Consider the following 19,285-nt stretch of genomic DNA (forward strand, 5'->3'; position numbering starts at 1 on the left):
GGGTTACAGCTCCTTTTCCAGCATGTGCTGGGGGTTGTCTGCCGGGTTGAGCGGTGCCGGGTGCGCGTCCACCGCGTCCTCTGGTTCCTCCGGGGCGGGCACGTTTGGCAGCGGGTTTTCTGGCTCGCTGCGCGTGTAGTCCAGGTTGTCCAACTCCGTGCCTGGGCGGAGGTAGCCGCCGAGCGCGTTGATGGCCTGGGTGACCATGCCGAGCACGGCGAGGTAGATGCCGAAGTCGAAGATCAGCGAGGTGGTCATGTGCTGCCCGGCGATCTCGCCGTGGATGGCGTACATGAAGCCGCCCTCCAAGAAACCGAGGAAGCCCGAGCTGATCGCGATGATGATGCCCCAGCCGGTCAGGGCGATCGGGGTGAATGGCTTGACCACCTCGGTATCCGCGCCGCGGGAGAGGTAGTTCAGGCCGAAGGCCGTGGCCATCACCAGGGCTGCGACGAAGCCGCCGCCCGGTGCGGTGTGCCCGCGGAAGAAGATGAGCACGGAAAGTACAACCAAAATTGGCACGACCAGGGCTGCGCCCTTGCGCAGCGGCAGCGAGTTGAACTGCGACTGGCCGAACGGGCGGGGGCGGGTGCCGGCCTCGAACATGTGGCGCGGCATGGACTGGGTCACCGCGGCGATAACCACGGCAGCCATGCCCAGTACGGAGAGCTCGCCGAGGGTATCAAAGCCACGGAACTCGACGATGATCACCGCGACGATGTTGTCAGCGCTGGTCACCTCGCCGCCCTCGGTGAGGTACCACAAAGCCAGGTCGGAACGGTCGTGGCGGCCCAGCAGGCCGTACACACCGAAGAAGGTGACGATTCCGGCCAGGACCGCGAAGATGGCGGCAAGCACCTTGCGGCGCGTCGAGGTCTTGGGGAACATGCGCGGCTGGTAGCGCAGCACGACCATGATCACGATCACGGTGAGCGCCTCCACCAGGAACTGCGTCAGTGCGACGTCCGGCGCACCGAGCATGAGCATCTGCAGCGTCATGCCCACACCCACGGTGCCCAGCAAGATTGCAGAGGCCAGGCGGGAGCGGGTGAGCACCAGGCCCACCACGGAGACGGCGATGATGGCGAACGGGATGAGGTCCCACCAGACGTCGATACCCTCGGCGCGCGGCGCGAGCGGTATACCGTCGACGCCCTCGGTGCCCAGCAGCGTGGTCAGGCCAAGCAGCACCACCAGGACCAGCACCGGCAGGAGGTGGCGCGAAGGGTTGAAGGAGTTGGCCATCTGGCCCATGCCCTTGCCCGCAGCACCCAGGCCGGTGACCATGCCCGCGAGCAGGTCGTTGCCGTTGGTAGGCAGCAGCTGCTTGTTCTCCACAGACCCGAAGAGGTTGCGGCGCGCGAGTGCGACGATAAGGACGCCGAGTACGAGCACGCTGAGCGAGACGATGAGCGGGGCGTTGACGCCGTGCCACAGCGCGAGGTGCGAGTGGTAGGAATCTTCGCCGGTGATCGTGTGCACCGCGGCGTCGAGCGGGCCGTCGACCCAGCCGAGCAGGAAGGGCACGACCAGCGACATGAGCCCTGGAAGCGCGGCGGGCAGCCAGAGGCTGACGGGGGCTTCGTGGACGTCGCTCATATCCTTCGGGCCGTCGACAAACGCGCCGAAGACGATCTTGGCGGAGTACAGGAAGGTCAACAGTGCCGCGAAACCGGCGACGAGCAGCAGCACGGTGCTGTACTGCGTCTCCGCGAAGGCGCCGAGGATGGATTCCTTGGAGACGAAGCCAAACAGCGGTGGGATCGCCGCCATGGAGGCCGCCGCGATGACGGTGGAGGCAAAGGTGTAGGGCATCTTGTCCCACAGCTTGCCCAGGCGGCGGATGTCGCGCGAGCCAGCCTCGTGATCGACCACGCCGATCAGCATGAACAACGAGGACTTAAACAGCGCGTGCGCAAGCGTGTGCGTCAGCGCCGCGGCCAGCGCGAGCGGGGTACCAATGCCGATGGCGGCCACGATCCAGCCCAGGTGGGAGACCGTGGAGTAGGCGGTCAGGTGCTTCAGGTCCGTCTTGGTGATGGCGAACAGCGCGCTCATGATCGCGGTGCCCAGGCCCACGACGACGAGCAGCCAGTTCCACGCCGCGACGTCGGCAAAGATCGTGGAGAAGCGCAGCAAGAGGTACACGCCGGCCTTCACCACGGCGGCGGCGTGCAGGAAGGCGGAGACCGGGGTCGCCGCGGCCATCGCCTCGGGCAGCCAGAAGTGGAAGGGGAACTGCGCGGCCTTGGTAAAGCCGGAGACCGCCACCAGGATGGCAACGGTGGTGGTCAGGCTGGGGTTTTCCTGCCAGATGTCGGCGGCCAGCACGTCGGTCAGACGCGTGGAGCCTGTGCTTATCGACGCCACCGCCAACGCCGCCAACAGCGTCAACCCACCAAAGAACGTGAGGATCAGCGTGCGGTAGGACCCCGCCTCGCCGCCCGAGCCGGAACGCGCGATAAGGAGGAAGGAAGCGATAGAGACAAGCTCCCAGCCGATGAACAACAGGACCGTATCGTTTGCCAGCACGAGCAGCAGCACCGACAGCGTAAACGCCGTCATGATGGTGTAAAAACTCGTATTGCCCTGCTTCTTCGGCAGGTAGGCCGCCGAGTACGTCATCACCACTGCGCCGATGACCAGGGCGAGCAGCGCGAAGAAGATGCTCAGCCCGTCGGCGCGCAGCGCAAATGCGACGGCGCTGCCTTCTCCAAGGATGTCACGCGCCCAGGTCACCTCCCATTCGAGAGGTGTGCCGTCGGCAATGCCTGGGAACTCTTTCCCGAGGATGACGGCGGCAACGGCGAGGATGAGCGCGATCGGCAGACCTGCTTTGCGGTCCATGACTCGCACGAGAATGGGCGACAAGATCACTGTCGCCGCAACGAGTGCGAGCACGACAGGGAGTGTCATGGTAAACCCTCTCCAAAAATGTAGGTAGCCAAGTATTTAAGTAACGCACCTGCCGTGAAAGGCCGCCGTAATTCGGCGTGCCGCTGCTCACACTTTCTGCGCGCATGCGGTATGGCCCCACAAGACAGCAACAGGTGAAACGGTACCAGGACATTTTGAACAACCTGCAACGTGTCTTAAAGCTCCTGGTCTTTGCGGTGCGCCTACAGCAGTCACACCAGTTACTTCAGTTACATTGTGTTACATGAATTGGCGATTGACCCGACTGTGCTGTGCCGCCCTCGTACTCATTTGTGGCATGTTCTTGCCCCTTGCCCCCGCGAGTACCTGGACCCGCGCCGGGGACGAGGCGACAGGCGCGCCCGCCGTCGCGCCGGGCCCCGACGGCCTGGTCCAAGCGCGTAAAGCCGCCGGCGAGGCGGGTGCGCAGGCAGGTTTCCTCACCCAAGGCACCGGGCAGCTTGTCGACGGCGTCTCCGACCTCGACTCCGCCTCACAGGAACTCATCAACGCCATCGCCGCCGCCCAGGCCGGCTCGCAGGAACTGTCCAACGGGATGGTCGAGCTGCAGGCGGGCACCGGTCAGTTAGCCAACGGCGCGACCCAAGTCGCCGACGCGATCGGTGGGGTAGCCGACCAAGTCACGGGCTTCGACGCGGTACGCGGCCAGGTGGTTGCCACCATCGACCGCACCCTGGAATCCACCAAGGACTCGAAAGACCCGGATGTGAAAGAGGCCCGCGAGGCGCTGCAAGGTTTGCGCGGCCAGGCGGAGACCGCGCAGTTGCCGCCGGAAATGCTGGGCCAGCTCGAAGAGCTGCGCAAAGGCTCGCGCGACGTGGCCAACCAGCTCGCGGTGCCCGGCTACGCCTACCACGACGGCATCTACTCGGCTACCAACGGCGCTGCCGAGCTGGCCAACGGTCTGACCACCCTAAACGAGCAAGCCTCCGGCGCGACCGACGGGGTCACGCAGCTCCAGGAGGGCGCGGCCAAGATCGACGACATGGCGAACAAGACTTCCGACCAGATCGCCGCCGTCCGCAAAGCGCTCCCGGCCGCTACCAATACCGGGAGTGTGCAGCAGGCAGGGCAAGAAGCCGTACAGGAACGTTCCACGCTCGCCCCGGTCGCGGCCATGCTGATCGCGGCGCTACTGATGCTCGGCGGCACCGCGACGGGCGCGGCCGCTCGCCTGAACCCCACGCGCCGCTGGTGGATCCTGGGCCTCGGCGGACTCTTCGTCGTCGCCGCTGGTGGCGCGCTCATCGCGGTGCTCGGCACCGGGCTGACAGCGTCCACCTACGGGCTGCTGGGCCTCGCACTGGTGGCTGGCGTGGCTGCCAGCGCCGGGCTTGCCGACGTCCTCGGCAGCGCCCTCGGCCCGAAGATCGGCCTGCCGATCGCAGGCGTACTCGCGGTAGCGCAGGTCGGCCTGGTGGGGTGGCTGTGGCGCACCGCCTCCACCGCGCCGGTGGGCAAGGCGTGGGAGTACGCCGCGGGCGCTACGCCGATGCACTGGGCCACCGCGAGCTTGTCCGCAGCCGGTAACGGCGGGGCCACCGCCGCGCTCTGGGCCGGTATCGGTGCAGGTATCGCGCTCGCGCTGGTTTGTCTTGCGGGAGCGAAGGGGCGCAGCTAAACACTTTTGTATTTTGTGTGTTAGGCTTTCACTCGCTCATTCCAAGTAATAGGGGCTTGGAAATGAGTGGTCTCCTTTCGCCCCACTGGGGTGAAATGGGTTAGGGATGGGATGGGCCCCGCCAGTGCCGCTTCACGCGGACGGCGGGGTCCTCTTTTTTGGTTCTGGCCGGCCCAATTGTCGAACCCGGGTTGTCGAACAACCTCGAATTTTTGGACTTGTTCGACAAGGGGGGTTCGACATATAGCCCGGACCCGCCCTGGGCGGGGTCCTCATTTCTTTGGTCCTGGCCAAACAGCGCAAGTTGCACAGCGTTTATCCCATTTTTTCCGGGAATATCGACGTCCAACTTGCGCTATCTGCGTGGAACGACCGCAAATGACGAACCCGGGTTGTCGAACAACCTCGAATTTTTGGACTTGTTCGACAACCCGGTTTCGTCAAATAGCCCGGGCGCGCCCCCGGCAGGCAAGGCAAAACCCCGCCCTGTTGGGCGGGGTTGCAAGTGAAGTGGTCGGGATAACAGGATTTGAACCTGCGACCTCCTCGTCCCGAACGAGGCGCGCTACCAAGCTGCGCCATATCCCGGTTGTATCTGCTCTGCTGAGCGGTACCTGGGATACTTTAGCCTAGCGCCTCGGTTTGGCCAAAACGCCTGGTCACGCCTAGCGGGAACGTTCAGTCACCCGCAGCAGCGCAGCCGAGGGTGGGCAGAACAGACGCACTGGCGCGTACTTGGAGGTGCCCAGCCCGTTGGATACTTCCATCCACATCTTCCCGTAGCGGTGCAGGCCGGACGCGCGCTTTCTGTCAATGTCCGCGTTGGTCACGATGGCGCGCTCGCCGGGCAGGCAGATCTGCCCGCCGTGGGTGTGGCCGGCTAACGCCAGGTCGTATCCGTCTGCTTCGAAGCGGTCGAGGACGCGTCGATAAGGCGCGTGCAGCAGGCCGATGGATAGATCCGCGTCCGGGTTGGGGACTCCCGCGATGTCTTCGTAGCGGTCGAGGTCGTGGTGGGGGTCGTCCACTCCGGCCAGGGCGAGGCGCACGTCGCCTACCTTGAACTCGAGGCGCTGGTGAGTGGCGTCGCGCCAGCCGCGCTCCACAAATGCCGCGCGCATGCCCAGCCATGGCAGGTCCACGTAGGAGGGCTCGCGCTTCTGGTCCAGTAGGTACTTGAATGGGTTGACCGGCTTCGGCGCCCAGTAGTCGTTAGTGCCGAAAACGAACGCGCCTGGACGGTTGAGCAGCGGGCCGAGTGCGTCGAGAACCCAGGGCACGCCGCGTTCGTCGGAGAGGTTGTCGCCGGTGTTGATCACCAGGTCCGGCTCGAGCGCGTCGAGGGAGGAAACGAACTCCACTTTGCGCGTCGCGCCCGGGATCATGTGCAGGTCCGCGATGTGCAGGATGTCAAAGGAATCCTTCCCGCGCAGCGTGCCGGGCGCGAGCAGGGGCAGCTCGTATTCCTTGAGCTGGAAGTTGGTGGTCTGGGTCGCGCCGTAGGCCAGGGTGCCCAGGCCCGCGGTGCCGAGGCCACCGATGGTCGAGGCGAGTTTCTTCAACGTATTCACCTGCCTCACCTTAGTGCGCGACCGCAGGGAGATGGGTGTTTCGCGTATCGTTTGAAGACATGAGTGCATTGAAAGAACAGATTCGCGCAGACCTGAAAGAAGCCATGAAGGCGAAGGAGAAGGAGCGCACCGGCACGATCCGGATGCTGCTCGCCGCGATCCAGACCGCGGAGACCGAGGGTGCCAAGCACGAGGTCACCGACGAGGACATCCAGAAGATCATCGCCCGCGAGGTGAAGAAGCGCCGCGAGTCGGCCGAGATCTACTCGCAGAACGGCCGCGAGGATCTCGCGGAAAGTGAGCTCGCGGAGGCGGAGATCCTCGCCAGTTACCAGCCGAAGCAGCTTGACGACGCGGAGCTGGACGCCCTCGTCGAGGCCGCGGTAGAGGCCACCGGGGCGACCTCCATGGCGCAGATGGGCCAGGTGATGAAGGAGGCCACGGCGAAGGCCGCGGGCCGCGTCGACGGCAAGCGCCTCTCCGGCGCGGTCAAGGCTCGTTTGAGCCAGTAGCTAGTTGCCGCCGAGCATGTTGGTGAGGCTGTCGGCGGCATCACTCAGCTGGCGCTCGATGTCGCTGAGGTCAACCGGGGCCTGGTTGGCCTGCGGCGCGGGTGCTGAGGAAGGCGCGCTGGGGGAGGGGGCGGCCGACGCGGTGGATGCAGGCGCGCTGGGGGTGCCGGAACCGTCGGAGACGTTGAGCGTGATTAGGCTGCCCGGGGGCAGGTTCGGATCCGCGGGGACGGCGGAGACCACGCTGTTGAAGGGGGCACCCCCGCCCGAGACCATCGAGACCGTCACCGTGTAGCCCTGTCCCTGGAGGCGGGAGCGGGCGGCGGTGGCGTCCATGCCCACGACGTCGTCGATCGCGCCACGCTTGGTGCCGCGGTCAAAGTTGCGCGAGGGGCTCGGGATGCCTGCGGCGGCCGCACCGGGGACGCCGTGGGCGGTCTGGAACCAGGTGTTCGCGGCCTCGTTGCCGCCGAAGAGGTTGCCGTAGCTGCACTGGCGCACGGGCGCGCTGCACAGCGGCGTGGTCTGCGTGCCGTCGTTGAAGATGTAGCTGGCCGCAGCCATCCCGTTGGTAAAACCGAGGAAGGCCGAGGACTGGTGCGACTCGGTCGTGCCCGTCTTGGCGGCGACCGGCGCGGTCCAGCCGTTGGCGGCCGCGGCGTCCTTGGCCGTGCCGCTCTTCGTGTCGTGCGACATGCCCTGGGCGAGCGCCCCGGCGACCTCGGGGTCGATGGCCTGCTCGCAGGCAGGGCGCTCGATGTAGACCTCCTGCCCGTGCTTGTCGCGCACGGACTTGACCGGGTTCGGCTCGCACCAGCGCCCGTTGGACGCCAGCGAGGCACCCACGTTGGACAGCTCGAGGGCGTTGACGGCAGTCGGTCCGAGGACGAAGGCGCCCATGTTGTCGTCTTTGGCGGCCTGCGCTACCGAGCGGCCGTCGCCGAAGGAGTTCTCGTCGAGGTAGGAGCGCAAGCCCAGGCGCACCGCGATGTCGACGGTGCGGGGCACACCCACCTGTTGCACCAGCTCGATGAAGGTGGTGTTGGGGGATTGCGCCAAAGCGTCGCGAAGCGAGAGGCGCGGCTTGTACACACCGGCGTTTTCCACGCAGTAGGCATCCGGCGGGCAGTTCGCGGCGCCGCCCTTGCCCATGCCGTACACCACGGAGCGGGTCGGGGTCTCGAGCATCGTGTCGAGCCCGTAGCCCTGCTCAAGCGCGGCCGCGGCGGTGAAGATCTTGAACACGGAGCCGGCACCGTTGCCCACCATGGAGGTCGGCTGCGGCATGATCGTCTGGCTCTGCTCCAGCTCCAGGCCGTAGTAGCGCGAGGACGCCATGGCGAGGATGTCGCGCGAGTCGGTGCCGGGTTTGATCACGTTGATCACCTCGGCAACCCCGTGGGTGTACGGGCTGACGTTGTTGCGCGCGGCGCGCACCGTCGCGGCCTGGACCTCCGGGTCGAGGGTGGTGGTGATGGTGTAGGAGCCGCGCTCGAGCTCTTCCTGGGGCAGGCCCTTGTCTGCCAGGTAGCGCAGGACGTAGTCGCACATGAAGCCGCTGTCCTCGGCGGTGAGGCAGCCGTCGGGAAGCATGCGCGGCTTGTCCACGATGCCCAGGGGCTTGCCGGCGAGCCGGTCGGCCTCGGCCTGCTCGAGGTAGCCCTGGGCTGCCATGTTGTTCAGCACGGTGTTGCGGCGCGCGGTGGCCCCCTCCGGATTGGTGTAGGGGTTCAGATACTCCACCGATTGCAGCAGCCCGATGAGCAGCGCCGCCTGGTCGGGCGTGAGCTTGGCTGCCGAGGTGTCGAAGTAGGTGCGGGCCGCCGCCTCGATGCCGTAGGCGTGGTTACCAAAGGAGACCAGGTTGAGGTAGCGGGTGAGGATCTCGTCCTTCTCCAGCGTCTTGTCCAAATCCGAGGCCATGCGCATCTCGCGCAGCTTGCGGGGAATGGACTGCTCGGTGGCGGCGCGCGCGGCGTCCTCGTCCTGGGCCTCGACGAGCCACAGATAGTTCTTCACGTACTGCTGGTCGATGGTGGAAGCGCCCTGCTCCACGCCGCCGGCGAGCACATTGGTCACCATGGCGCGGGCAAAGCCCTGCATGTCCACGCCCTCGTGCTGGTAGAAGCGGCGATCCTCGGTAGAGACCAGGGCGTCCTTTGCATACTGCGAGATCTTCTCGCTGGGAACCTCGTAGCGGCGCTGGTTGTAGATCCAGGCGATGGGGGTGCCGTGCGTGTCCGCAATAGTGGTGACGCCGGGGACGTCGCCGCCGGACATGTCGGACAGGTTTGACTGCATTGTCTCGTCGGTGCGGGCGATGGCCATACCGCCGAGACCGGCGAGCGGGGCCAGGCACAGCGCGATTGCCACTCCGGCCGCGACGAGCGCGGCAAGCAGTTTTCCGAAGGAACTCAATGCAGACACGCCCTTACCTTAAATGATCGCTTTGCTTCAGGGGAATGGGTCACTCCCCCCATATATGTGATGCATTCGACAGGCCCGGGGGTGTGTGAATACACTTACAGATGCAAAATGCATACAGGGTTTACAAAGCTTGCTCGGCCATATGTGCGTTTCTTATTTGGAAAGCGCTGCATATAAAGGGTGGTGCGATGTGACCCTGCGCGGCGTGCACGGTATTATAAATTGCGCGTCGATGAGAATTATGCACGAACGCTCTCCCGAAAGGAGCCCGATAATGACGACGACACTTGGACGCACCGGCCTGCAGGGCGGATACAAGGGTATCCGCGCGGCCTCTACGACCTCGCGAAAGAGTGACGCCGCGGGCAACCTTGAGTTTGACCGCGGGGAGTGGGTTACCCAGGCGCATTGCCGCAACGGGGACCCGGATGCGTTGTTCGTGCGTGGTGCGGAGCAGCGTAAGGCTGCGGTGATCTGCCGCCGCTGCCCGGTGCAGATGGAGTGCTGTGCGGACGCGCTGGACAACAAGGTTGAGTTCGGCGTGTGGGGCGGGCTCACCGAGCGTCAGCGCCGCGCGGTGCTGCGCAAAAACCCGCACGTGACGGACTGGGCGGAGTACCTGTCCTCTGGAAAGGAAATTGAAGGGCTCTAACGCCCGCACGCCTTGCGGCCCGGCACGGTAGGGTGGTCGCCATGAAGAAATGGGAATACGCCACTGTGCCGCTACTTACTCACGCCACGAAGCAGATCCTGGATACCTGGGGCGAGGACGGGTGGGAGCTCGTCTCCGTCACCCCGGGTCCGAATCCGGACAATGTTGTCGCATACCTGAAGCGAGAGGTGGAGTAACACAATGACTGCTACGTGGACCGCAAAACTTTCCGAGCTCGGCATCGAGCTGCCAAACGTCGCCGCCCCGGTGGCTGCCTACGTGCCCGCCACCAAGGTGGGCAACCAGGTCTGGACGTCGGGCCAGCTCCCGCTTATCGACGGGGCGTTGCCCGCCACCGGCAAAGTCGGTGCCGAGGTCAGCGAGGAGGATGCCTACGGCTACGCGCGCCAGGCGGCGCTGAACGCGATTGCCGCAGTGGATGCGCTGGTGGGTGTGGACAACATCGCGCGTGTGCTGAAGATCGTCGGCTTTGTTGCCTCCGATCCGTCGTTTACCGGCCAACCCGCAGTGATCAACGGTGCTTCTGACCTGATGAAGGAGGTCTTCGGGGACGCGGGCGAGCACGCTCGCTCCGCCGTGGGCGTTGCCGTGCTGCCGATGGACACCCCGGTTGAGGTGGAACTCGTTGTGGAGCTGAAGGAAGACGCCTAAACGGGGTAGGGTTGGAACCATGAAGCACCCTGCTTACAGTCAGTTGCGCCCTGTCACGACTTCCGCCGCTGTCGTTTTGGCGCCGAATCCCAGCTACGCGGCGCTTGAAGGTACGAACTCCTGGGTCATCCGCGACCCGGAGGATGAGTACAGCATTGTGGTGGATCCGGGCCCGGCGGATGAGGGGCACCTGAACGTGCTGCAGGCGAAGGCCGACAAGGTTGCGCTCATCCTGCTGACCCACCGCCACCACGACCACGCGGATGGTGCGGAGCGTTTCCGTCAGCTCACTGGCGCGCCGATCCGCGCATTCGATCCGCAGTACTGCAACGGGGCGGAGCCGCTGGAGGATGGCGAGGTCATCTCGGTCGAGGGCGTGACCCCGAAGGTGCAGGTCGCGCACACCCCGGGCCATACGAAGGACTCCGTGTGTTTCTTCGTCTACACCCACGAGGTGGAGGACGGGGAACTCGAGGGCATCATTACCGGCGACACGATCGCGGGCCGCCACACCACCATGATCTCTGAGACTGACGGTGACGTAGGCGAGTACCTAGACACGCTGGAGATGCTGGAGTCGCGTGGCAAGGACGTCATGCTGCTGCCGGGCCACGGTCCGGAAAACGAGGACCTGTCGCAGTTCGCGCGCAAGTACATTGACCGCCGCAACCAGCGCCTCGAGCAGATTGAGCAGGCGCTGAAGGAGCACGGTGCGGACGCGGACATCAACACTCTGGTCGACGCGATCTACGACGATGTTGACCCAGTGCTGCGCGGCGCGGCCGAGCAGTCCACCCGCGTGGGGCTGCGTTACCTGCAGAACCAGAAGTAGCTACGTTCATCGCACAAGAAGCGTTGCCCCGGTTCCGATTGGAACCGGGGCAGTTTTTGTGCGTCTCGATAGCCGCTAGCGTGCGCGACGGGCGAGGTGCTCGGTGTTGACGATGAGCACCGACTTGCCCTCCAGCTTGATCCAGTCGCGGTGGGCAAAGGTGGCGAGCGCCTTGTTCACCGTCTCGCGGGAAGCGCCGACCAGCTGCGCGATCTCTTCCTGGGTGAGGTCGTGGTTCACGCGCAGGGCACCGCCTTCCTGTACGCCGAAACGGTTCGCCAGCTGCAGCAAGGTCTTGGCCACGCGGCCCGGCACGTCCGTGAAGATGAGGTCTGCCAGCGAGGCGTTGGTGCGGCGGAGGCGGCGGGCGAGCACGCGGAGCAGCTGCTGGGAGATCTCCGGGTGCTGGGCGATCCAGTCCTTGAGCATCTCGGAGTCCATCGTGGCCGCGGTGACATCGGTGACGCAGACCGCAGAGGAGGTGCGCGGGCCCGGGTCGAAGATGGACAGCTCACCGAACATGTCGGAAGGACCCATCACAGACAGGAGGTTTTCGCGGCCATCCGGCGCGTGGCGGGCGAGCTTCACCTTGCCGTCGACGATGATGTAGAGCCTGTCGCCCGGCTCACCCTCGTCAAAAATGGTGGTGCCACGCGCGAACGTGACAGTCTCCATCTCGTTGATCAGAGTGTCGACTGCCTCGGCGTCGACACCCTGAAAGATGCCGGCCTTGGCTAGCGTGTCCTGAATGCCTTCCATAGATCCTCCTCGAATACGGCGGTGAGGCCCTCGCCCTCGTGGTTTGAGTCACCAAAGTCTGTTTTTTAGGGCGTGGTCACAACTTCACAAGGCAGACTCTACCAGTCGCGGCCACACGCGGGGGCAAAAGGGAAGACTTTTTGGACCGCGGGCGACGGGGACGCCGATTTTCTGCTACTCGCTGGGGGCTTCCGGGTTTACCGCGACGGCTTCGAGGCGTTCCATGCCCATGGTGAACATGCCAAGGGCGAGCGGCAGGGCTGCGACGAGGATTACGGTCATAAGGCCATCGTACGTGTGCGATAGCATGGCGTGCATGTCACACACCCCTGCACCTGAGCCTCGCACGCCCCTGCCCACCCCGCAGCGGCGGCGTCGGCCGGGCACACACCCGGCGGCGAAGGGGACAGAAACGCCGCTGGGGCGGAAGCGCCGCGCGCGCCGGATCAACCGCACCCTCGCGCTGACGTTCCCGGACGCCCGCGCGGAGCTGGATTTTTCCAACCCGCTGGAGCTGCTCGTGGCGACGGTGCTCTCCGCGCAGACCACCGACGTGCGCGTCAACCAGGTCACCCCGGCGCTGTTTGCGGCCTACCCGACCGCCGCGGACTACGCCACGGCCGACGTGGTCGAGGTGGAGGAACTCATCCGCCCGACCGGCTTCTACCGTGCAAAAGCGGCCAACCTGGTCAACCTGGGAAAGAAGCTGGTCACCGACTTCGGCGGTGAGGTGCCAGAGGCGCTCGAGGATTTGGTCAGCCTGCCCGGAGTGGGGCGCAAGACCGCGCACGTGGTGCGCGGCAACGCCTTTGGCAAGCCGGGGCTGACCGTGGATACGCACTTCCAGCGGTTGGTTGGTCGGCTGAAGCTCAGCGAGCAGCAGAACCCGGTCAAGATCGAACGGGAGATCGCCGAGCTGATCGAAGCCAAGGAATGGACCATGTTTTCGCACCGGCTGATCTTCCACGGCCGGCGCATCTGCCACGCGCGCACGCCCGCGTGCGGGGCGTGCCCCATTGCCTTCGACTGCCCCTCCTTCGGCGCGGGTCCGACCGACCCGGGGGAGGCCGAGGCGCGCGTGACCGGCCTGGAGCGTGAGCACATCCTTGCGCTTGTGCACGGGGAGGAGGCGTAATCCTTGAAGAAGACGGTGTGGGCCAGCGTGATCGGCGCGATTGTGGTGGCGTGCGCGCTTGTCGCCGGTGCCCTGTTCCTGCTGCGCCCGGCGGAGACGGGGGAGGTGGACGGCGGGGAGGACGTGGCGTCGAGAAGCGAAGAAGCGCCCGTTGCCGAGCGACCCGATTGCGTGGCGGGCGGCGTGGGCGGGGTGGAGCTGCCTTGCCTCGGCGGCGCGGAGGTGCCCGGCGAGCACAAGCCCGTGACTGTGGTCAACGTGTGGGCCTGGTGGTGCGAGCCGTGCCGGGCGGAACTACCCGTGCTGGAGCGCTACGCGGACAACCACCCCGACTACGACGTGGTGGGCGTGCACGCGGATGCGAACGCGGCCAATGGCGCGGCCTTCCTCAACGATATCGGCGTGGAGCTGTCCAGCTACCAGGACGATTCGAACGCGTTCGCCGGCACGCTTGGCCTGCCCGGGGTCGTGCCGATCACGGTGGTTTTCCGCGACGGGCAGAAAATCGGGGCGCTGGCGAAGGCCTTCGAGACGGAAGAGGAGCTAGCGCGCGCCGTCGAGGAGGTGCTCGCGGGCAATGCTTAACGACGTCGCGCTCCAGCCCGAGCACGCACCACAGTGGCTCACACCGCTGGTGGAAAAACTCCAGCACGACACACACCGCTCGCGGGCCCGCCGCCTGCTGGGCGAGCGCGTGCCGCAGGGGGCGCCGGAGGGGGACGACGAAGCCGCAGTGCTCATCCTTTTTACCGGTGATGCGGACGCAGCCACCGTGCCGGATGACGCGCACGTGCTGATCACGCACCGCACACCAAGGATGCGCAGCCACTCCGGTCAGATGGCCTTCCCCGGCGGGCACATCGACGCCGGAGATCGCGGGCCGGTAGACGCCGCGCTGCGCGAGGCCTGGGAGGAAACCGGCCTGGACCGCAGCCGTGTGGTGCCCCTGGCCACGCTGTCCACGGTGACCACCGGCGGAAGCGGGCGGCGCGTCCGCCCCGTCGTTGCGTACGCCGCGCGCCCCGGCGAGACGTACGTGGCGAGCCCCTTTGAAACCGACGACGTGTTCTTCATGGCGGTGCACGACCTTGTCGACCCAGTCAACCGCCTGCAGGTGGGCCGCGGCCGCTACGCCGGGCCCGCGTTCCGCACCGGCTGCTACGTGGTGTGGGGCTTTACCGCGGCGCTGCTCTCCGTGCTGCTGGAGCAGGCGGGCTGGGCGCGTGCCTGGGATCGCACGGTCCACGACCTGGATGCGGTGCTTGCGCGTTCCTGTAATGGTGAGCCGCGGTATGCGCGCTAGACTGCAACGAGCTATGCGGCCCCTTTCGTGGGCGTAGTCGGGATGGAGAAGGAGCACGCAGCAGGTGACAGGACACGCGATCGTCGACGTGGTGGCTGTGGTACTCATCCTCGCCGCGGTGATCAGCGGCTGGCGGCAGGGCCTGATCGCGGCGATCTTTACGGCGCTCGGCAGCGTGGCTGGGCTCGTCGCGGGCTACTTCGCCGCGCTGCTGGCGGTCAACTACGTCGACGGCCAGGGCATGCGGACCATCGTGTTTTTGTCAGTGGTCGTGGTGTTTGTGGGCCTGGGCAACCTCGCGGGCTCCTACGCCGGTGACACGCTGCGCCCGTCAGCGCGCTGGCTGCCCGCGCGGGTGCTGGATTCGGTCGCGGGCGCCGCGCTGCAGGCGATCGCGACGGCGCTCGCCCTGTGGATCGTTACGGTCCCCCTGATCAGCGGCCTGCCCGAGCAGCCGAGTGAAGCACTGCGCCAGTCGCGCGTGCTTTCGCTTATCGACGCCACCATCCCCGAATCTTTCGTCCAACTCCCCGCAAAAATGTCCTCCCTGCTGCACGAGACGGGCATGCCACCGCTGGTCTCCCCGTTCCGGACAGACGCGGCGAACGAGGTCGACGCCCCGAACCCGGACGCGGTCACCCCGGAGCTGGTCGAAGCCAGTCGCCCGAGCGTGGTGCACGTGGTGGGCGACTCGCAGACCTGCCACCATCGGCTCATGGGCAGCGGCTTCGTTATCGCCGAAGACTACGTACTGACCAACGCGCACGTGGTGGCGGGCACACAGTCGGTGTCGCTGGACACCGTCGTTGGGGTCAAACCCGCAGACGTGGTGTTCTACGACCCTGAGGTTGACATCGCCGTCCTCCACGCCACTTCGCTGGGGCTTCCCGAACTGCAGTGGGCCGAGCGCGAGCTGCGCCACGGCAGCGACGCAGTGGTGATGGGCTTCCCGGACTCCGGCCCCTTCGCCGCCACCGCCGCTCGTGTACGCAACAAGCTGGAGATCAGCGGGCCCGACATCTACACCACCGGCCGCATCGAGCGGAGCGCTTACACCATCCGCGGCGACGTCCGCCAAGGCAACTCCGGTGGGCCGCTTCTGGACACGGAAGGCCAGGTCGCCGGCATGATCTTCGGCACCGCGACCGACGTCGATGAGACCGGCTACGCCCTGACCGGCGCGCAGGTCCGCGAGCGGGTCGGTGAGGTGGAGAAACTGGCGACGCCCGTGGACACCCGCTCCTGCGTGGTGGGGTAACGCTGGTTTTTTGGGGGGTCTGGTTGGGGCGTCTAAACGGAGCTAGCTCCATTTGGGTGCGGCGCGTGTGGAAAACGCCTGGTCGTGAGAATCTGGAACTGCTAAATGGAGCTAGCTCCATTTGGATGTGGTCCGACCAGCGCGAGCGCCTAGGCGTCCAGGCGCTGGCCGACGGCGGCCACGAACGCCTGCGGGGCAACTACGTGCTCCAGCGGTCCGAGATCGAGGGACTCGGCGTGGGCGTCCCCGCCGCGCCCGCGGAGGCGGTGCGTGGCCATGATGTGGGGTAGCGCGTTGTCGATGCGGCGTGCACGCAGCCGCAGCGCGAGCGCCTCTTCTGCGTCTGCGGTGGTTTGATCTGTCGCGGCTAGAGCGCGTGCGAAACTGCTTCGCCACGCACGGTCGAGCACGTCGTGGCCTCGCGGTAGCCGCTGCAGTACACGGGCGGGCGCGTGGCGCAGCAGCAACGGTAGCGGGGGCTCGGCGGGCAACGTGAGGATGCCGCGGACGAGCTGCGGGGCGGCTTCCGCGAGTGCGGAGGCGATGACCACGCCGGTGTCTGCGGCAATGATCGTGGCCTCGGTGTGGCCGAGTGTGGCGATCGCGCCTTTGAGGTCGCCGCGGAGCAGGTGGAGCGTGTCGCCGCTGCGCGGGGCGGGCTTGTCGGACAGGCCAAAGCCCCGCTGGTCCAGTGCGGCTACGTGGTAGCCCAGGCTGGCGAGCGGGGCGATAGCGTGGCGGAAGTCGAACCAGCCGCCGTAGGCTCCGTGGAGGAGCAGGATCAGCGGGTTGGTAGGTTCGCCCGCGACCGCGGCGTGCAGGCGCACGCCGCGGGTGTGCAGCATCCGGTGCCGAAAATCCCCCGGTAGGTCAACGACCGAGGGCGGCGTGGGGCGGGGGCGCTGCAGGGAAGGCTACTTTTCTACGGAGGTGTACAGGCCGCTGGAGTCCTTGGTCAGGTTCTTCTGGGCCTGGCCCGGGCGGAGGTGCTTCAGCTCGTTGACGGACTCGATGGTCTTCTCCGGAGCCTTGATCTTCTTGACCTTCTTGAAGCCGATGAAGGCGAGCAGGCCAGCCAGGGCGATCATGATGAGGAAGACGATCAGGAAGGCCCAGCCGCGGTGCATCCAGGAGGCCAGCATCTCGGCCAGCGCGAAGAAGGCGAAGAAGGAGGAGTACAGGGCGATCACGCCTGCGACGGCGAACAGACCACCGCCAACGGCACCCTTCTTTACCTCGCCGACGATTTCGGTCTTCGCCAGCTCGATCTCGCTGCGCACGAGCGTGGAAACCTGCTCGGTGGCGTTGGAGACCAGGGTGCCAATGGAATCGCGGCCCGGCTGGGTCGTATCGGTATCGCGCAGCGGAATGGAATCAACCTTGCCGGAAACCGCTGTGGATCCGCTGGTGTACAGACCGTCGTTGCTCACTGTTGTGTCACCTTCCTGCATGTCGCGCCAGGAGCGGGGCAGTGCGTGTGCCCGTGCTCGGCGCGCGTGAAGCATTCTGTTTCAAGTATTGTCCACAACGACTTTAGCTATAGTCACTCGTTTGTGCCCGTATTGGGGCCGGACGAATGTGTAGCCGATTGCGGTGAGCCGGGTGCCACGAGGCCGGTTTTGGTAGGGTGGCGCGCAATGAAAGCGCTGAAAGTCCTTGGCAAAATCTTCCTCGCGCTGGTAGCAGCGCTGCTTATCCTTGCGCTTGTCGTGGTGGGGCTGCGCGCGTATAACCACCACACCTACCCGGTGATGTCGCAGGGTGCCGGTGGGGAAGGAAAGGCGCGCGAGGAGGCGTCGATAAGCACTGCCCCAATCGAGGGCGAGCAGGTCAGCGGTGTGCACCTGACGCCTGCGGAGAATACGCGTCCTGGCGTGGTGGTCGTGTACGGCGGCTCCGAGGGCGGGCGCGATGCACCGCGCGCGCAGTGGCTGGCCAGCGAGGGTTTTGAGGTGCTGAGCATGCACTTTTTCGGCCAAGAAGGGCAGGAGCCGCTGCTGGCGAACGTGCCGCTGGAGCAGTTCGACGAGGTAAGCGACTACATCGCCGAGCATGTCGACGGTGGGCCGGTGACGGTGATTGGTACATCGAAGGGCGCGGAGTTTGCGGAGCTTCTAGCCGCAAAGGGGTTTGCGGTGGATAACCTGGTGGCGTTCGTGCCGGCGCACTACAGCTACTCGGGGCTCGGTGAGCAGGGCAGGTACGAGGAGCCAAGCTTTACTCACCAGGGTGAGGCGGTGCCCTTTGGCTCCTTTCGCACCGGGTCGATCGCGGTGGGCCTGAAGCTGGCGTGGGACATGGCCACGGGCTACCCGCCGTCGTACCGCGCGACCTATGAAAACGCTGCCGAGCACGCCGAGGACGCGGCCAGGATTGATCTGTCTGAGTTCGCGGGCAACGTGCTGCTTTTCGCTGGCGAGGCTGATCAGATGTGGCAGTCCGACGTGGCCGCCCGCGAGCTTGAACAGCAGGGCGAGCACATTGAGGCGCACGTGTACCCGGACGCCGGGCACATCTTTTTCGCGGACTCGGAGCAGGAGCCACACGGCTGGCAGATCATGTTCGGCGGCACCCCGGCGGGCAACAAGGCGGCGTACGAGGACTCGCGCGAGGTGCTGCTCGAGCGCCTTACGCAGTGGCACGCGGCGGAGTAGGCGGCTTTACGCGGAACGGTTTTCGCGGATGACGGCGCGGGTGACTAGCGTGCCGACGACGGCGAGGGCGGTCAGCCCCGCGATCACGCCCGCGCCGATGCCCACTTCGCGGGCGTTCGGCATCTGGATCAGCGGCTCCGGGTTCTTGAAGGTGCGCAGCTGCCAGCCCTGCGACATCGCGTGCTTGCGCAGCGCGCGGTCCGGGTTGACGGCCACCGGGTTGCCCACCGCGGCAAGCATCGGGATGTCGGTGGCGGAGTCGGAGTACGCGTAGCTGCGCGCCAGGTCGTAGTCGTGCTCGCGGGCGAACTGCTCGATGGCCTCGGCCTTCGCGTCGCCTTTGAGGTATCGGAGGATGGTGCCGGTGAGCTTGCCGTCGACAACCTCGAGCGCGGTGGCCACGACGGTGTCCACGCCCAGCTCAGCGGCGATCGGTTCGACCAGGATGTCAGCGGAGGCGGAGATGATGATCACCTCGTGGCCTGCCGCGCGGTGTTCCTCAATGAGTTCGCGGGCCTCGCTGTAGATCGCGGGCGCGACGACATGGTGCATCGTGTCGGTGGTGATGCGGGTGACCTCGTCGACGTCCCAGCCCTTGATCAGCTGGCTGAGGTGGTCGCGCGAGGCGTCCATCTGGTCGCTGGAGTGCCCGACGAGCATGTAGCTTGCCTTGGAAAGGTAGAGGTCGAGCGCGTCCTGGCGGGTGATCAAGCCGTTGTTGAAGAACTCTTTGCCGAAGGCATAGGCAGACGACGTCGCGATGATCGTCTTGTCTAGGTCGAAGAATGCCGCCACCGGCTTAAGGGTTGCCATGAGGGTAAGTCTAACCCCGAATCCTCTGTAGGGCCTCCGCATGCCGCGTGCAAATGCTGAGACGCATGTGCATGGTGTGTTGAAGTTATCCACAGTAATCGCATTTTGGATGGACGAAATGGGCAAGTTATCCACAGAT

Annotated in this window: 18 protein-coding genes and 1 tRNA gene; 11 read left to right on the forward strand and 8 right to left on the reverse strand. The window is 65.9% G+C overall.

The annotated features are described in order from the left end of the window. Window positions 1-3: 3 nt before the first annotated feature. Window positions 4-2,916 (reverse strand): DUF4040 family protein, encoded by a 2,913-nt coding sequence (locus CIMIT_RS00875; RefSeq protein ID WP_038587841.1) that lies wholly within the window; start codon window positions 2,914-2,916, stop codon window positions 4-6. Between the two features lie 298 nt (window positions 2,917-3,214). On the opposite strand from CIMIT_RS00875, the gene CIMIT_RS00880 reads away from it, so the two are divergent. Continuing rightward, window positions 3,215-4,558 (forward strand): YhgE/Pip domain-containing protein, encoded by a 1,344-nt coding sequence (locus tag CIMIT_RS00880; protein WP_231910316.1) that lies wholly within the window; start codon window positions 3,215-3,217, stop codon window positions 4,556-4,558. A 511-nt stretch (window positions 4,559-5,069) separates the two neighbouring features. Here the strand turns inward: CIMIT_RS00880 and CIMIT_RS00885 are convergent. Further along, window positions 5,070-5,146, reverse strand: a tRNA-Pro gene (locus tag CIMIT_RS00885). Window positions 5,147-5,223: 77 nt separating this feature from the next. Further along, the gene (locus tag CIMIT_RS00890; RefSeq protein WP_407919536.1) at window positions 5,224-6,129 is read right to left on the reverse strand and encodes a metallophosphoesterase; all 906 of its coding nucleotides are present in this window, start codon (window positions 6,127-6,129) and stop codon (window positions 5,224-5,226) included. A 59-nt stretch (window positions 6,130-6,188) separates the two neighbouring features. Between CIMIT_RS00890 and CIMIT_RS00895 the strand changes: the two genes are divergently transcribed. Then, window positions 6,189-6,641, forward strand: coding sequence for a GatB/YqeY domain-containing protein (locus tag CIMIT_RS00895; RefSeq protein WP_038587847.1), 453 nt, complete (start codon window positions 6,189-6,191; stop codon window positions 6,639-6,641). On the opposite strand, the gene CIMIT_RS00900 is transcribed toward CIMIT_RS00895, so the two are convergent. Next, entirely contained in the window at window positions 6,642-9,068 is a 2,427-nt protein-coding gene (locus tag CIMIT_RS00900; RefSeq protein ID WP_038587850.1) for a transglycosylase domain-containing protein, read from the reverse strand. Window positions 9,069-9,342: 274 nt separating this feature from the next. Between CIMIT_RS00900 and CIMIT_RS00905 the strand changes: the two genes are divergently transcribed. From CIMIT_RS00905 to CIMIT_RS00915, 4 genes are read left to right on the forward strand one after another with little or no spacing between them, the layout of a single operon-like run. Next, complete coding sequence (locus CIMIT_RS00905) at window positions 9,343-9,720, forward strand: WhiB family transcriptional regulator (protein WP_038587852.1); 378 nt, start codon at window positions 9,343-9,345, stop codon at window positions 9,718-9,720. A gap of 41 nt (window positions 9,721-9,761) precedes the next feature. Beyond that, window positions 9,762-9,917, forward strand: a complete 156-nt coding sequence (locus CIMIT_RS12515; protein ID WP_095066741.1) for a DUF4177 domain-containing protein — start codon at window positions 9,762-9,764, stop codon at window positions 9,915-9,917. A 4-nt stretch (window positions 9,918-9,921) separates the two neighbouring features. Further along, complete coding sequence (locus CIMIT_RS00910) at window positions 9,922-10,392, forward strand: RidA family protein (RefSeq protein ID WP_038587855.1); 471 nt, start codon at window positions 9,922-9,924, stop codon at window positions 10,390-10,392. Window positions 10,393-10,411: 19 nt separating this feature from the next. Beyond that, window positions 10,412-11,224 carry an MBL fold metallo-hydrolase gene (locus CIMIT_RS00915; RefSeq protein WP_038587858.1) on the forward strand — a complete coding sequence of 271 codons (813 nt, stop codon included), beginning with the start codon at window positions 10,412-10,414 and terminating at the stop codon, window positions 11,222-11,224. Window positions 11,225-11,299: 75 nt separating this feature from the next. On the opposite strand, the gene glxR is transcribed toward CIMIT_RS00915, so the two are convergent. After that, the gene (gene glxR, locus CIMIT_RS00920) at window positions 11,300-11,983 is read right to left on the reverse strand and encodes a CRP-like cAMP-activated global transcriptional regulator GlxR (RefSeq protein ID WP_038587860.1); all 684 of its coding nucleotides are present in this window, start codon (window positions 11,981-11,983) and stop codon (window positions 11,300-11,302) included. 316 nt (window positions 11,984-12,299) lie between these two features. Between glxR and nth the strand changes: the two genes are divergently transcribed. From nth to CIMIT_RS00940, 4 genes are all read left to right on the forward strand, one after another. Beyond that, the gene (nth, locus tag CIMIT_RS00925; protein ID WP_051904683.1) at window positions 12,300-13,118 is read left to right on the forward strand and encodes an endonuclease III; all 819 of its coding nucleotides are present in this window, start codon (window positions 12,300-12,302) and stop codon (window positions 13,116-13,118) included. Between the two features lie 3 nt (window positions 13,119-13,121). Continuing rightward, window positions 13,122-13,703 (forward strand): TlpA family protein disulfide reductase, encoded by a 582-nt coding sequence (locus CIMIT_RS00930; RefSeq protein ID WP_038587863.1) that lies wholly within the window; start codon window positions 13,122-13,124, stop codon window positions 13,701-13,703. Next, complete coding sequence (locus CIMIT_RS00935) at window positions 13,696-14,421, forward strand: NUDIX hydrolase (RefSeq protein ID WP_038587866.1); 726 nt, start codon at window positions 13,696-13,698, stop codon at window positions 14,419-14,421. Before CIMIT_RS00930 ends, CIMIT_RS00935 begins: the two co-directional genes overlap by 8 nt. A gap of 64 nt (window positions 14,422-14,485) precedes the next feature. Beyond that, window positions 14,486-15,679: a MarP family serine protease gene (locus CIMIT_RS00940; RefSeq protein ID WP_038587869.1), complete on the forward strand. Its 1,194-nt coding sequence runs from the start codon at window positions 14,486-14,488 to the stop codon at window positions 15,677-15,679. Window positions 15,680-15,828: 149 nt separating this feature from the next. Here the strand turns inward: CIMIT_RS00940 and CIMIT_RS00945 are convergent, their stop codons facing one another. Both CIMIT_RS00945 and CIMIT_RS00950 read right to left on the reverse strand, forming a co-directional pair. Further along, window positions 15,829-16,524, reverse strand: coding sequence for an alpha/beta fold hydrolase (locus CIMIT_RS00945; protein ID WP_051904684.1), 696 nt, complete (start codon window positions 16,522-16,524; stop codon window positions 15,829-15,831). Between the two features lie 69 nt (window positions 16,525-16,593). Beyond that, window positions 16,594-17,109 carry a phage holin family protein gene (locus CIMIT_RS00950; protein ID WP_038587872.1) on the reverse strand — a complete coding sequence of 172 codons (516 nt, stop codon included), beginning with the start codon at window positions 17,107-17,109 and terminating at the stop codon, window positions 16,594-16,596. 207 nt (window positions 17,110-17,316) lie between these two features. Between CIMIT_RS00950 and CIMIT_RS00955 the strand changes: the two genes are divergently transcribed. Then, entirely contained in the window at window positions 17,317-18,333 is a 1,017-nt protein-coding gene (locus CIMIT_RS00955; protein ID WP_038587875.1) for an alpha/beta hydrolase family protein, read from the forward strand. Window positions 18,334-18,339: 6 nt separating this feature from the next. Here the strand turns inward: CIMIT_RS00955 and CIMIT_RS00960 are convergent, their stop codons facing one another. Next, the gene (locus CIMIT_RS00960; protein ID WP_084674228.1) at window positions 18,340-19,188 is read right to left on the reverse strand and encodes an HAD family hydrolase; all 849 of its coding nucleotides are present in this window, start codon (window positions 19,186-19,188) and stop codon (window positions 18,340-18,342) included. Window positions 19,189-19,285 lie beyond the last annotated feature (97 nt).

The organism is Corynebacterium imitans, assembly GCF_000739455.1.
GTDB lineage: Bacteria > Actinomycetota > Actinomycetes > Mycobacteriales > Mycobacteriaceae > Corynebacterium > Corynebacterium imitans.